The sequence below is a fragment of the Bacteroides sp. 1_1_30 genome, from assembly GCF_020982715.1.
GTDB classification, from domain to species: domain Bacteria; phylum Bacteroidota; class Bacteroidia; order Bacteroidales; family Bacteroidaceae; genus Bacteroides; species Bacteroides xylanisolvens.
In genome coordinates this window covers 122,819-136,532 of record NZ_JAJKHN010000001.1, presented here as the reverse complement: position 1 = coordinate 136,532, position 13,714 = coordinate 122,819, and the positions used below count along the sequence as shown (strand labels likewise).

General features: G+C 42.2%; 13 protein-coding genes. 11 read left to right on the top strand and 2 right to left on the bottom strand.

Annotated elements, in window-relative coordinates; translation table 11 throughout:
* The first annotated feature begins 281 nt into the window (after window positions 1-281).
* From LPH68_RS00625 to der, 5 genes are all read left to right on the top strand, one after another.
* Entirely contained in the window at window positions 282-860 is a 579-nt protein-coding gene (locus tag LPH68_RS00625; protein ID WP_004313594.1) for a DUF177 domain-containing protein, read from the top strand.
* A 12-nt stretch (window positions 861-872) separates the two neighbouring features.
* Window positions 873-1,058 carry a 50S ribosomal protein L32 gene (gene rpmF, locus LPH68_RS00620; RefSeq protein WP_004296852.1) on the top strand — a complete coding sequence of 62 codons (186 nt, stop codon included), beginning with the start codon at window positions 873-875 and terminating at the stop codon, window positions 1,056-1,058.
* Window positions 1,059-1,145: 87 nt separating this feature from the next.
* Window positions 1,146-2,153 carry a beta-ketoacyl-ACP synthase III gene (locus LPH68_RS00615; RefSeq protein ID WP_004308623.1) on the top strand — a complete coding sequence of 336 codons (1,008 nt, stop codon included), beginning with the start codon at window positions 1,146-1,148 and terminating at the stop codon, window positions 2,151-2,153.
* Window positions 2,154-2,239: 86 nt separating this feature from the next.
* Entirely contained in the window at window positions 2,240-3,121 is an 882-nt protein-coding gene (era, locus tag LPH68_RS00610) for a GTPase Era (RefSeq protein ID WP_151923906.1), read from the top strand.
* Between the two features lie 48 nt (window positions 3,122-3,169).
* Window positions 3,170-4,483, top strand: a complete 1,314-nt coding sequence (gene der, locus LPH68_RS00605) for a ribosome biogenesis GTPase Der (protein ID WP_004308625.1) — start codon at window positions 3,170-3,172, stop codon at window positions 4,481-4,483.
* A gap of 128 nt (window positions 4,484-4,611) precedes the next feature.
* Here der and lptB read toward each other — a convergent pair whose 3' ends face one another.
* On the bottom strand, window positions 4,612-5,373 hold the full coding sequence (gene lptB, locus LPH68_RS00600) for an LPS export ABC transporter ATP-binding protein (protein WP_004308626.1): 762 nt from the start codon (window positions 5,371-5,373) through the stop codon (window positions 4,612-4,614).
* 75 nt (window positions 5,374-5,448) lie between these two features.
* Between lptB and LPH68_RS00595 the strand changes: the two genes are divergently transcribed.
* Both LPH68_RS00595 and LPH68_RS00590 read left to right on the top strand, forming a co-directional pair.
* A complete protein-coding gene (locus tag LPH68_RS00595; protein ID WP_004308627.1) occupies window positions 5,449-6,192 on the top strand; it encodes an ABC transporter permease in 744 nt (247 codons plus the stop codon).
* Window positions 6,189-6,959, top strand: coding sequence for an ABC transporter ATP-binding protein (locus tag LPH68_RS00590; protein WP_004308628.1), 771 nt, complete (start codon window positions 6,189-6,191; stop codon window positions 6,957-6,959). The genes LPH68_RS00595 and LPH68_RS00590 overlap by 4 nt, the downstream gene beginning before the upstream one ends.
* A gap of 66 nt (window positions 6,960-7,025) precedes the next feature.
* Here LPH68_RS00590 and LPH68_RS00585 read toward each other — a convergent pair whose 3' ends face one another.
* Window positions 7,026-7,271 (bottom strand): RNA-binding protein, encoded by a 246-nt coding sequence (locus LPH68_RS00585; RefSeq protein ID WP_004297160.1) that lies wholly within the window; start codon window positions 7,269-7,271, stop codon window positions 7,026-7,028.
* 608 nt (window positions 7,272-7,879) lie between these two features.
* Between LPH68_RS00585 and tig the strand changes: the two genes are divergently transcribed.
* The 4 genes from tig (at window position 7,880) to recQ (ending at window position 13,636) form a co-directional block, all read left to right on the top strand.
* A complete protein-coding gene (gene tig / locus LPH68_RS00580; RefSeq protein WP_230296831.1) occupies window positions 7,880-9,235 on the top strand; it encodes a trigger factor in 1,356 nt (451 codons plus the stop codon).
* 143 nt (window positions 9,236-9,378) lie between these two features.
* Window positions 9,379-10,041 carry an ATP-dependent Clp endopeptidase proteolytic subunit ClpP gene (clpP, locus tag LPH68_RS00575; protein ID WP_004297164.1) on the top strand — a complete coding sequence of 221 codons (663 nt, stop codon included), beginning with the start codon at window positions 9,379-9,381 and terminating at the stop codon, window positions 10,039-10,041.
* A 2-nt stretch (window positions 10,042-10,043) separates the two neighbouring features.
* Window positions 10,044-11,288, top strand: coding sequence for an ATP-dependent Clp protease ATP-binding subunit ClpX (clpX, locus tag LPH68_RS00570; RefSeq protein WP_008641838.1), 1,245 nt, complete (start codon window positions 10,044-10,046; stop codon window positions 11,286-11,288).
* Window positions 11,289-11,455: 167 nt separating this feature from the next.
* A complete protein-coding gene (recQ, locus tag LPH68_RS00565) occupies window positions 11,456-13,636 on the top strand; it encodes a DNA helicase RecQ (protein ID WP_008020386.1) in 2,181 nt (726 codons plus the stop codon).
* The last annotated feature ends 78 nt before the right edge of the window (window positions 13,637-13,714 follow it).

Sequence of the window (13,714 nt, the reverse complement as noted above, 5' to 3'; positions counted from 1 at the left end):
CATTCCGAACAGAGAAGTTAAGCCTCGTCACGCCGATGGTACTGCGTAACAGTGGGAGAGTAGGTAGCCGCCGTTTTAAAGAAGCCTCGCTTGTCTATTGACGGGCGAGGCTTTCTGTTTTTTATTACTTTGGTATTTATACCGCCCTTTTTAGCAGATACAAACCTCATAATACCTATTAAAAAAGTGAATATTTACTGATAATTTGTATGTTATGAGGATATTTATTTGTATCTTTGTCGCCCGAATTGTAAGCTAACGATTTAAAAAAGAGAGAAGCTTTGGGAAAATTTGATAAATACAAAATTGACTTGAAAGGTATGCAAGCAGACTCTGCTAAGTATGAGTTTGTATTGGATAACCTTTACTTCGCTCACATTGATGGTCCTGAAGTTCAGAAAGGAAAGGTCAATGTTACATTGACTGTGAAAAGAACCTCTCGTGCTTTCGAGCTGAGTTTCCAAACTGACGGAATGGTATGGGTACCATGCGACCGTTGTCTGGATGATATGGAGCTACCTATCAGTTCTTCTGATAAACTGATGGTAAAGTTTGGTCATGAATATGCAGAAGAAGGTGACAACCTGATTGTGATTCCCGAGGAAGAAGGGGAAATCAACGTTGCATGGTTCATGTATGAATTTGTTGCGCTGTCTATTCCGATGAAGCATGTACATGCTCCCGGTAAGTGTAATAAAGCGGTAACTAGTAAATTGAACAAGCATTTGAAAACAAATGCGAATGAGGATAGCGATGATACTTTCGACACAGGTGGAGATGACATCGTAATTGAGGAAGAAGTGGAGGAACAAATTGATCCTCGCTGGAATGAATTAAAAAAAATATTAGATAATAATTAAAGTTTTAAGAAAATGGCACATCCTAAGAGAAGACAATCAAGTACGAGACAAGCGAAGAGAAGAACTCATGATAAGGCAGTAGCTCCTACATTGGCTATTTGTCCGAATTGCGGCGAATGGCACGTTTACCACACTGTATGTGGTGCTTGTGGCTATTACAGAGGTAAGCTCGCTATTGAGAAAGAAGCAGCTGTATAATTAGTACAGTTATACTGAAAACAGCCTGAGGGTAAAGCTCTCCGGCTGCTTTAAGTATTATAGTATTGCTAATTTAAAATAGGTTTGATGGAAAAAATAAATGCAGTAATCACAGGAGTCGGCGGGTACGTTCCCGATTATATCTTAACTAACGACGAGATATCAAAAATGGTGGATACCAACGACGAATGGATTATGACTCGTATCGGAGTAAAGGAGAGACATATTCTGAATGAGGAAGGATTAGGTAGTTCATACATGGCACGCAAAGCTGCCAAACAGTTGATGAAGAAAACTGGTGCTAATCCTGATGACATTGATTTGGTTGTTGTCGCTACCACTACTCCTGACTATCACTTCCCTTCTACAGCTTCTATTCTTTGTGATAAACTCGGACTGAAGAATGCATTTGCTTTCGATTTGCAAGCTGCTTGTAGTGGTTTCCTGTATTTAATGGAGACAGCTGCTAATTTCATCCGTTCGGGAAGATATAAGAAAATTATCATTGTCGGTGCCGATAAGATGTCGTCAATGGTTAACTATACAGATCGTGCTACATGCCCTATCTTTGGTGACGGTGCTGCTGCCTTTATGGTGGAACCGACTACGGAAGATTACGGAATCATGGATTCGATACTGAGAACTGATGGCAAAGGATTGCCTTTCCTCCACATGAAAGCTGGTGGTTCGGTTTGTCCTCCGTCTTATTTCACAGTAGACAATAAAATGCACTATTTGCACCAGGAAGGAAGAACAGTGTTTAAATATGCTGTATCTAACATGTCGGATGTATCTGCTGCTATTGCAGAAAAGAATGGTCTGACGAAAGATAATATCAACTGGATTGTTCCGCATCAGGCGAATGTCCGCATTATCGAAGCCGTGGCTCACCGTATGGAGGTGCCAATGGATAAAGTGTTGGTAAATATTGAGCATTACGGTAACACCAGTGCTGCTACTCTTCCTTTGTGTATCTGGGATTATGAAGATAAACTCAAGAAAGGTGATAATATCATTTTCACTGCATTCGGTGCCGGATTTACATGGGGCGCAGTTTACGTGAAATGGGGTTATGACGGAAAAAAGGAATCGTAACGTAAGTTACTGAACTATAACACTCAAAAACGCATCCTATTTCGATTCGATGCGTTTTTTTGTCTCAACCAATAAAATGAAGAGAAATGCATAAAGCAGGTTTTGTAAACATTGTAGGAAATCCGAATGTCGGAAAATCGACATTGATGAATGTCTTGGTGGGCGAACGTATTTCGATCGCTACTTTCAAGGCGCAGACAACTCGTCACCGGATTATGGGAATCTATAATACGGATGAAATGCAGATTGTTTTTTCTGATACTCCGGGAGTATTGAAGCCCAATTATAAACTACAGGAGTCGATGCTGAATTTTTCTACTTCGGCATTGACGGATGCGGATATCTTGCTTTATGTGACTGACGTGGTGGAGACGCCGGATAAGAATAATGAGTTTATGGAGAAGGTACGCCAGATGATGGTGCCTGTGCTCTTGCTCATCAATAAGATAGATCTTACAGATCAGGAAAAACTGGTAAAGCTGGTGGAAGATTGGAAAGAACTGCTTCCCCAAGCCGAAATTATTCCGATTTCTGCTACATCGAAGTTCAATGTGGACTATGTGATGAAGCGAATCAAAGAACTGTTGCCCGATTCTCCTCCTTATTTTGGAAAGGATCAGTGGACGGACAAGCCTGCCCGTTTCTTCGTGAATGAGATTATCCGGGAAAAGATTCTGCTCTACTACGACAAGGAGATTCCTTATTCGGTGGAAGTGGTCGTAGAGGAGTTTAAGGAAGAGCCGAAGAAGATTCATATTCGTGCGGTGATTAACGTGGAACGTGATTCGCAGAAAGGAATTATTATCGGTAAACAGGGCAAGGCGTTGAAGAAGGTAGCTACCGAGGCTCGCCGCGAACTGGAACGTTTCTTTGGAAAGACTATTTTCCTCGAAACGTATGTGAAAGTGGATAAGGATTGGCGTAGTTCGGATAAGGAGCTGCGTAATTTTGGTTATCAGTTAGATTAAGAGTATTCATGCGACTGTGATAGTCGTGAAAAAACAAGGTATTGAACTATGGGTAATTTAGTTGCAATTGTAGGACGCCCGAATGTGGGCAAGTCTACCTTATTTAACCGTCTGACGAAGACTCGTCAGGCTATTGTGAATGAAGAAGCGGGTACAACCCGCGACAGACAATATGGCAAGTCCGAGTGGCTGGGCCGTGAGTTCTCCGTGGTGGATACCGGCGGATGGGTGGTTAATTCGGATGATGTTTTTGAAGAGGAAATCCGCAAGCAGGTATTATTGGCAGTGGATGAAGCGGACGTTATTTTGTTCGTTGTGGATGTGATGAACGGAGTGACCGATCTGGATATGCAGGTAGCGGCTATTCTGCGCCGTGCTAATAGTCCGGTGATTATGGTTGCCAATAAAACGGACAATCATGATTTACAGTATAACGCTCCCGAGTTTTATAAACTGGGATTGGGCGATCCGTATTGTGTTTCTGCCATGACAGGAAGTGGTACGGGTGATTTGATGGATTTGATTGTCAGCAATTTCAAGAAGGAATCTTCTGAAATCCTGGATGATGATATTCCTCGTTTTGCTGTGGTAGGACGCCCGAATGCCGGAAAGTCTTCCATTGTAAACGCGTTTATTGGGGAAGAACGTAATATCGTGACAGAGATTGCAGGGACTACCCGTGACTCGATCTACACTCGTTACAATAAATTCGGATTTGATTTTTACCTGGTAGATACGGCAGGTATCCGTAAGAAAAACAAGGTAAATGAAGACTTGGAATATTATTCGGTGATTCGTTCGATTCGTGCCATCGAAGGTTCGGATGTTTGTATTCTGATGTTGGATGCAACGAGGGGTGTTGAGAGCCAGGACTTGAATATCTTTTCTCTGATTCAGAAGAACCAGAAAGGATTGGTAGTCGTGATTAATAAATGGGACTTGGTGGAAGATAAATCAGTGAAAGTGCAGAAGACATTTGAGGAAGCTGTCCGTTCACGTTTTGCTCCGTTTGTCGATTTCCCGATCATCTTTGCTTCTGCGTTGACTAAACAACGTATTCTGAAAGTGCTGGAAGAAGCACGTAATGTATATGAGAACCGGACGACAAAGATTCCGACAGCTCGTTTGAATGAAGAAATGCTCCCGCTGATCGAGGCTTATCCGCCTCCCTCAAATAAAGGTAAGTATATCAAGATTAAATACATCACACAGCTGCCGAATACGCAAGTGCCTTCATTTGTCTATTTTGCCAACTTGCCGCAGTATGTGAAGGATCCGTACAAACGTTTCCTCGAAAATAAGATGCGTGAGAAATGGAATCTGACAGGTACTCCGGTTAATATTTATATTCGACAGAAGTAAAGTTCACCACAGATTAACACAGATTTCCACAGATTAAAAATAAAAAACGGGCTAATCAATTTACAAGTTTTGTATCATTTGATTAGCCCGTATTCTTTATGAAATATCTGTGAAAATCTGTGGTGAATCTATTTCTCCAACTGGAAATCTTTTCTGCGTAAAACGAAGCTGTTACTCAAGTATTTTTCACGCACAATCTGATTCTCCGATAATTCTTCCGGTGTTCCCTGGAAAAGAATCTTTCCTTCGAACAGCAGATAGGCGCGGTCGGTGATACTAAGTGTCTCCTGTACGTTGTGGTCGGTAATCAGGATTCCGATATTCTTATCTTTCAGCTTCCAAACAATTTGCTGGATATCTTCTACGGCAATCGGGTCTACACCGGCAAAAGGTTCGTCAAGCATGATGAATTTGGGGTCGATGGCAAGACAACGGGCAATCTCCGTACGGCGGCGTTCACCTCCGGACAACTGGTTACCTTTGTTTTTGCGTACCTTTTGCAGACGGAATTCTGCTATCAGGCTTTCGAGTTTTTCCTTTTGATATTCTTTGGGCTTGTTAGTCATTTCCAGTACGGCGGCGATATTATCTTCCACACTCATCTGGCGGAAAACGGAAGCTTCCTGTGCAAGGTAGCCGATTCCCGTTTGCGCTCGTTTGTAAACCGGATATTTGGTAATCTCCAGGTCGTCGAGGAAAATACGTCCTTCATTCGGAGTAATCAGCCCTACAGTCATATAGAATGAAGTCGTCTTGCCGGCACCGTTCGGTCCCAGCAAACCTACAATCTCACCTTGCTTCACATTGATGGAAACGTGGCTCACAACGGTTCGTTTACCGTACTTCTTAACCAGGTCTTCCGTGCGGAGCACCATCTTGCTTTCTTCCATATTCTAGTTATTTTGCGGCAAATGTAGTAAAAATAAGCTGAAATAATGTACATTTGCAGACAAATAGTGTGAGTTATGATAAAAGCATTGAGAACCGTCGGGAGATATTTCATGCTGATGGGACGGACTTTTTCCCGTCCTGAACGTATGCGTATGTTCTTCCGGCAATACCTTAACGAGTTGGAGCAACTAGGTGTGAACTCCATCGGTATCGTGCTGTTGATTTCGTTTTTCATCGGCGCGGTTATTACCATCCAAATCAAGTTGAATATCGAAAGTCCGTGGATGCCTCGCTGGACAGTGGGGTATGTGACACGTGAAATTATGTTGCTGGAATTTTCTTCCTCTATCATGTGTTTGATTCTTGCGGGAAAAGTAGGATCGAATATCGCTTCGGAATTAGGAACGATGCGGGTGACGCAGCAGATTGACGCGCTCGAAATTATGGGTATCAATTCGGCAAACTACCTGATTCTGCCTAAGATTACGGCGATGGTAACTGTGATTCCTATTTTAGTGACGTTCAGTATCTTTGCCGGAATTATCGGTGCCTTTTGCACCTGTTGGTTTGCCGGGGTGATGAATGCGGTCGATCTGGAATATGGATTGCAATATATGTTTGTGGAGTGGTTTATTTGGGCCGGTATCATCAAATCCCTCTTTTTCGCGTTTATTATTGCAAGTGTGTCTGCTTTCTTCGGATATACGGTAGATGGTGGATCGATTGCTGTGGGAAAGGCTTCTACGGATGCCGTAGTATCCAGCAGTGTATTGATTCTGTTTGCGGACTTGATATTAACTAAACTTTTGATGGGATGATTGAGATTAAAGGACTTTATAAATCATTTGATGATAAAACGGTATTGAGCGATATCAATGCTAGTTTTGAAAATGGAAAGACGAATTTGATTATCGGTCAAAGTGGCTCCGGTAAGACGGTATTGATGAAGTGTATTGTAGGATTGCTTACTCCGGAGAAGGGGGAAGTCTTATATGACGGACGTAACCTTGTCTTGATGGGGAAGAAGGAGAAAAAGATGCTTCGCAAGGAGATGGGGATGATTTTCCAGAGTGCGGCTCTGTTTGACTCAATGACGGTGTTGGACAATGTGATGTTTCCGTTGAATATGTTTAGCAATGATACTTTGCGTGAGCGTACCAAACGGGCGATGTTCTGCTTGGATCGTGTGAATCTGGGGGAGGCGAAAGATAAGTTTCCGGGAGAAATCAGTGGGGGGATGCAGAAGCGTGTGGCTATTGCACGTGCGATTGCCCTGAATCCGCAATATTTGTTTTGCGATGAACCGAACTCGGGGCTCGATCCGAAAACGTCATTGGTGATTGATGATCTGATCCATGATATTACGCAGGAATATAACATGACGACTATTATCAATACGCATGATATGAACTCTGTATTGGGAATTGGCGAGAAGGTGATTTATATTTATGAAGGACATAAAGAGTGGGAAGGGACAAAAGATGATATCTTTACCTCTACCAACGAACGACTGAATAACTTTATCTTTGCTTCAGACTTGCTCCGTAAGGTGAAGGACGTGGAAGTGCAAGGAATGGAAGGGTAATAAAAAAACTTCTGTCATCGGGGTGACAGAAGTTTCTTTTTTTCTTAGCTATATTAGCGTCGGCAATTAAGCTCTAGGTCTAGCTTCTTTAACTACCATTGTACGGCCCATGTATTCAGCTCCGTTCAATTCAGCAATAGCTTTTGCAGCTGCAGCGTCGTCTTCCATTTCGATGAAAGCGAATCCTTTGGATTTACCGGTTTCACGGTCCATAACAACTTTAACTGATGATACTGCTCCGTAATCTTCCATCACTTGTTGCAGATCTCCTTCCTTAACACGGTAGTTAAGGTTTCCAACATAAATGTTCATAATGAAAATGATAAAAAATAAATAAATGAATAAAACTCTCTGGATAGATGGTTACTAATAAAAAGATTAAAACGACAGAGAGTTTACAAATGCGTTTCGTAACGGAAGTAAAAACCTTGTAATCAAATCGAGAAACTAATGGTCCATCAATCCGCAGCAAAGAAAAGAATAATTTTTGGATTAACCATCTTTTTGGAAGGTTAATTTGCGGATTATCAGAAAAAAAGTTCTTTCCTTTTCTCTTGAAAGAAAAGAAAGAACCAAAGAAAAGTTCAAGGCTGACTTTTTTCTCCTACTCGCTTCCTTCACTACGCTAAAGGGCAGAAACTCGCTTCGCTCAAACAGTCTGCCCTTCTTAACGCTTCGTTACGGGCGCTCGCTTGACGGAGAAAAAAGTAGGCCGGGGGACCTGCGGCGTGGTCGTTGCTGATGGTTTATTGTTGTTTATATATGAGGAATTGATGAAATAATTAATAAAAGATGTGTGAAAGATGGGTGGCGTTGCTGAAATAAATCTGCAATGTCTTTTGAAATTTGAAAGATTAGCACTAATTTTGCACCCTCTTTGAGTATAGAACAAAGTATAAATCAAATAAATAATTGTCAGAATGAACGTTTCATTACAAAACATTGACAAAGTAAGCGCAGAGCTTACTGTAAAGCTTGAGAAAGCAGATTATCAGGAGAAAGTAGACAAAGAGTTGAAATCACTCCGTCAGAAGGCACAGATTCCGGGATTCCGTAAAGGTATGGTGCCGACAAGTCTTATTAAAAAGATGTATGGTAAATCGGTGATTGCAGAGGTTGTGAATAAGGCATTGCAAGAAGCTGTTTACAATTATATTAAAGATAATAAGGTGAATATGTTGGGCGAGCCGTTGCCTAATGAAGAAAAGCAGCAGAATATTGATTTCGATACAATGGAAGAGTTCGAATTCGTGTTCGATATCGCTTTGGCACCTGAATTTAAAGCAGAAGTAAGCGCTAAAGATAAAGTAGATTATTATTCTATCGAAGTTTCTGAAGAAATGATCGACAACCAGGTGAAGATGTACACTCAACGCACTGGTAAGTATGATAAGGTAGATGCTTACGAAGATAATGATATGTTGAAAGGTCTGCTGGCACAGTTGGGCGAAGAAGGCAATACAAAAGAAGGTGGTATTCAGGTAGAAGCTGCTGTGTTGATGCCTGCTTACATGAAGAATGACGATCAGAAAGCTATTTTTGCTAACGCAAAAGTAAATGATGTATTGGTGTTCAATCCGAATGTTGCTTATGACGGACATGCTGCTGAACTGGGTTCTTTGTTGAAGATCGACAAGGAAATCGCGAAAGACGTTAAGTCTGACTTCAGCTTCCAGGTAGAAGAAATCACTCGTTTTGTTCCGGGTGAATTGACACAGGAAGTGTTCGACCAGGCATTCGGCGAAGGTGTTGTGAAGACTGAAGAGGAATTCCGCGCTAAGATTAAAGAAGAAATTGCAGCAAGATTTGTTGCTGACAGCGATTATAAGTTCCTGATCGATATTCGCAAGGTGATGATGGAAAAAGTAGGTAAGTTGGAATTCTCTGACGCTCTGCTGAAACGTATCATGTTGCTGAACAACGAAGAAAAGGGCGAAGAATATGTTGCTGAAAACTATGATAAGAGCATCGAGGAACTGACTTGGCACCTGATTAAGGAACAGTTGGTTGAAGCAAACGATATCAAAGTAGAACAGGAAGATGTTCTGAAGATGGCTAGAGAAACAACGAAGGCACAGTTTGCTCAATACGGTATGTTGTCTATCCCTGATGATGTGCTTGACAACTATGCACAGGAGATGTTGAAGAAGAAAGAAACTATCAATAATTTGGTAAGTCGTGTTGTAGAAGTGAAGCTGGCTGCTGCTCTGAAAGCGCAGGTTACTTTGGAAAACAAGAACGTTTCAATCGAAGAATTCAATAAGATGTTTGAATAATCATTCGGTTGAATAGAATATAAAGTCACAGAAACACAGAGTTTTTATAAAATTATAACTCTGTGTTTTTTTGTGTCTCTGTATTCTTTTTCGTTTCTTTGTACTTACGTTTATTTTTAATTTATAAGAAAGGAACAATTAACATGGATGATTTTAGAAAATACGCAACCAAGCATTTAGGAATGAATGGCATGGTATTGGATGATGTGATTAAATCGCAGGCCGGGTATTTGAATCCCTATATTCTGGAAGAAAGACAGTTGAACGTTACTCAACTCGACGTTTTCTCCCGTTTGATGATGGACCGCATCATTTTCCTCGGTACACAAGTAGATGACTATACAGCGAATACGCTTCAGGCACAGTTGCTGTATCTGGATTCTGTTGATCCGGGTAAGGATATCTCTATCTATATCAACTCTCCGGGCGGAAGTGTATATGCCGGACTGGGCATTTATGATACGATGCAGTTTATTTCAAGTGATGTTGCTACCATCTGTACAGGTATGGCAGCTTCAATGGCGGCTGTATTGCTTGTTGCCGGTGCTGAAGGCAAACGTTCTGCGTTGCCTCATTCACGTGTGATGATTCACCAGCCGATGGGTGGTGCGCAAGGACAAGCGTCGGACATTGAAATCACAGCTCGTGAGATTCAGAAATTGAAGAAAGAACTTTATACGATCATCGCCGATCATTCGCATACTGATTTCGATAAGGTATGGGCGGACTCTGACCGCGACTACTGGATGACAGCTCAGGAAGCGAAAGAATACGGTATGATTGATGAGGTATTGATTAAGAAATAAAAATGGCTGATTCAAAGACAAAGAAAAGGTGTAGCTTCTGTGGACGGTCGGAGAACGAAGTCGGATTCCTGATTACGGGAATGAACGGCTATATCTGCGACAGTTGTGCTACCCAGGCTTATGAGATTACTCAGGAAGCATTGGGCGAAGGCAAGAAAAGCGCGGGAGCTACCAAACTCAATTTAAAAGAACTGCCCAAACCGGTAGAAATCAAGAAATTCCTCGACCAGTATGTGATCGGACAGGATGACGCAAAACGCTTCCTTTCCGTATCGGTCTATAACCATTATAAACGTCTGTTGCAAAAAGACAGCGGGGATGATGTGGAGATTGAAAAGTCGAACATTATTATGGTAGGTAGTACCGGAACCGGAAAAACGTTGCTTGCACGTACGATTGCCAAGTTGCTGCACGTGCCGTTTACCATTGTAGACGCTACGGTGCTGACAGAGGCCGGTTATGTAGGCGAAGATATCGAAAGTATTTTAACCCGTTTGCTTCAGGTGGCAGATTATAATGTACCTGAAGCGGAACAGGGTATTGTGTTTATCGACGAGATCGACAAGATTGCCCGCAAAGGAGATAACCCTTCCATCACTCGCGATGTGAGCGGTGAAGGTGTACAGCAGGGATTGCTGAAATTACTCGAAGGCTCTGTTGTGAACGTACCTCCCCAGGGTGGTCGTAAACATCCGGACCAGAAGATGATTCCGGTAAATACCAAAAATATTCTCTTTATCTGTGGCGGCGCTTTCGATGGTATCGAAAAGAAGATCGCCCAACGGTTGAATACACATGTCGTAGGTTATACGGCGTCGCAGAAAACAGCGACGGTGGACAAGAATAACATGATGCAGTATATCGCTCCGCAGGATTTGAAGTCATTCGGACTGATTCCCGAAATTATCGGACGTCTTCCGGTACTGACTTATTTGAATCCGCTGGATCGGAATGCGCTTCGTGCTATCCTCACCGAACCGAAAAACTCTATCATCAAGCAGTACATCAAACTGTTTGAAATGGATGGTATCAAGCTCACATTTGAAGATGCTGTCTTCGAATATATCGTCGATAAGGCGGTGGAATATAAGCTGGGTGCCCGTGGATTGCGCTCTATTGTGGAAACAATCATGATGGATGTCATGTTTGAAATCCCTTCAGAGGACAAAAAAGAGTATAAGGTGACGCTGGATTATGCAAAGATGCAACTGGAAAAAGCGAATATGGCACGACTGCAAACTGCTTAAAATCAAAGAGTAAGGCTGCAAAAGATGATCGTAACTGTATTTTCTTGAAAATATTAGTCGCATTTTGCTTGGTAATTACGAAGTTGTTTATAACTTTGTTTGGCTCTCTTGAAGGAGGAAGCCTACTAAAGTTAAACCATGAACTGAATAAAACAACCTAAGTTAAGATGGCAAGGAAGATTAATTTAACAGATGAACTGAAGAAGTGTTTCGGATTTAATAAGTTCAAGGGAAACCAGGAAGCGATCATTAACAACTTGCTCGATGGTAAAGATACCTTTGTACTGATGCCTACCGGTGGCGGGAAATCTTTATGCTATCAGCTACCTTCGCTCTTGATGGAAGGTACGGCAATTGTAATTTCTCCGCTTATTGCGTTGATGAAGAATCAAGTGGATGCAATGCGCAATTTCAGTGAAGAAGATGGCGTCGCCCATTTTATCAATTCTTCATTAAACAAAGGCGCAATAGACCAAGTAAGGTCGGACATCCTTGCCGGAAAGACAAAATTGCTATATGTGGCGCCGGAATCGCTGACGAAAGAAGAAAATGTAGAATTTTTGCGTTCGGTGAAAATCTCATTCTATGCAGTAGACGAAGCTCACTGTATTTCTGAATGGGGACATGACTTCCGACCGGAATACCGGCGGATTCGCCCTATTATCAACGAAATAGGAAAGGCTCCGTTGATTGCGTTGACCGCAACAGCGACACCAAAGGTGCAGCATGATATCCAGAAAAATCTGGGAATGGTAGATGCTCAAGTTTTCAAATCGTCGTTCAACCGTCCGAACCTTTATTATGAGGTACGCGCGAAGACCGCTAATATTGACAGGGATATTATCAAGTTTATCAAAAACAATCCGGAAAAATCGGGCATTATCTATTGCCTTAGCCGGAAAAAAGTAGAGGAACTTGCTGAAATCCTTCAGGCAAACGGTATCAATGCGCGTCCTTATCATGCCGGGATGGATTCGTTGGCGAGGACTAAGAATCAGGATGATTTCCTGATGGAAAAAGTGGACGTTATTGTAGCAACTATCGCTTTCGGTATGGGAATCGACAAGCCGGATGTAAGGTTTGTGATTCACTACGATATTCCAAAGAGTCTGGAAGGGTATTACCAGGAGACCGGACGTGCCGGTAGAGATGGCGGTGAAGGTCAGTGCATAACCTTTTATACAAACAAAGACTTGCAGAAACTGGAGAAGTTCATGCAAGGAAAACCTGTGGCAGAGCAGGAAATTGGCAAGCAGCTTCTGTTGGAAACCGCTGCTTATGCCGAATCTTCCGTATGCCGGCGCAAGACGTTGCTGCATTATTTCGGCGAAGAATATACGGAAGAGAATTGTGGAAATTGTGACAACTGTTTAAACCCTAAAAAACAAGTGGAGGCTCAAGAGTTATTGTGTGCCGTGATTGAAGCGATTATCGCGGTGAAAGAAAATTTTAAGGCAGATTATATTATAGACATACTACAAGGTAAAGAAACTTCCGAAGTACAGGCGCATTTGCATGAAGACCTCGAAGTCTTCGGCTCCGGTATGGGCGAAGAGGATAAAACATGGAACGCAGTGATTCGTCAAGCACTGATCGCAGGTTACTTGAGCAAGGATGTGGAACATTACGGACTCCTGAAAGTGACGGAGGAAGGACACAAGTTCTTGAAGAAGCCGAAGTCATTCAAGATTACCGAAGACAACGACTTTGAAGAGACGGAAGAAGAAGTTCCGGCACGTGGCGGTGGTTCCTGTGCGGTAGACCCTGCTCTTTATTCTATGTTGAAGGACTTGCGGAAGAAACTCTCGAAGAAACTGGAAGTGCCGCCTTATGTGATCTTCCAGGATCCGTCTTTGGAAGCGATGGCTACCATTTATCCGGTGACATTGGATGAATTGCAGAATATACCGGGTGTAGGAGCCGGAAAAGCAAAACGTTACGGTGAAGAGTTCTGTAAATTAATCAAACGCCACTGTGAAGAGAATGAAATAGAACGTCCCGAAGACTTGCGGGTACGTACGGTTGCCAATAAATCAAAGATGAAAGTAGCTATCATTCAGGCAATTGACCGTAAAGTGGCGTTAGATGATATCGCTCTTTCCAAAGGTATCGAGTTCGGTGAACTTCTGGACGAGGTAGAAGCTATCGTCTATTCGGGAACCAAACTGAATATCGATTATTTCCTGGAAGAAATCATGGATGAAGATCACATGCTCGATATCTATGATTATTTCAAGGAATCTACCACTGATAAGATTGATGATGCGCTTGATGAATTAGGCGATGACTTCACTGAAGAGGAAGTTCGCTTGGTGCGTATTAAGTTCATCTCTGAAATGGCTAATTAAAAAAGCGAAAAAAATAGGCGTGCAGGTATGCGGTTTTGAATAAAAACCGTATATTTGCACGCAATAATTTTTAAACGC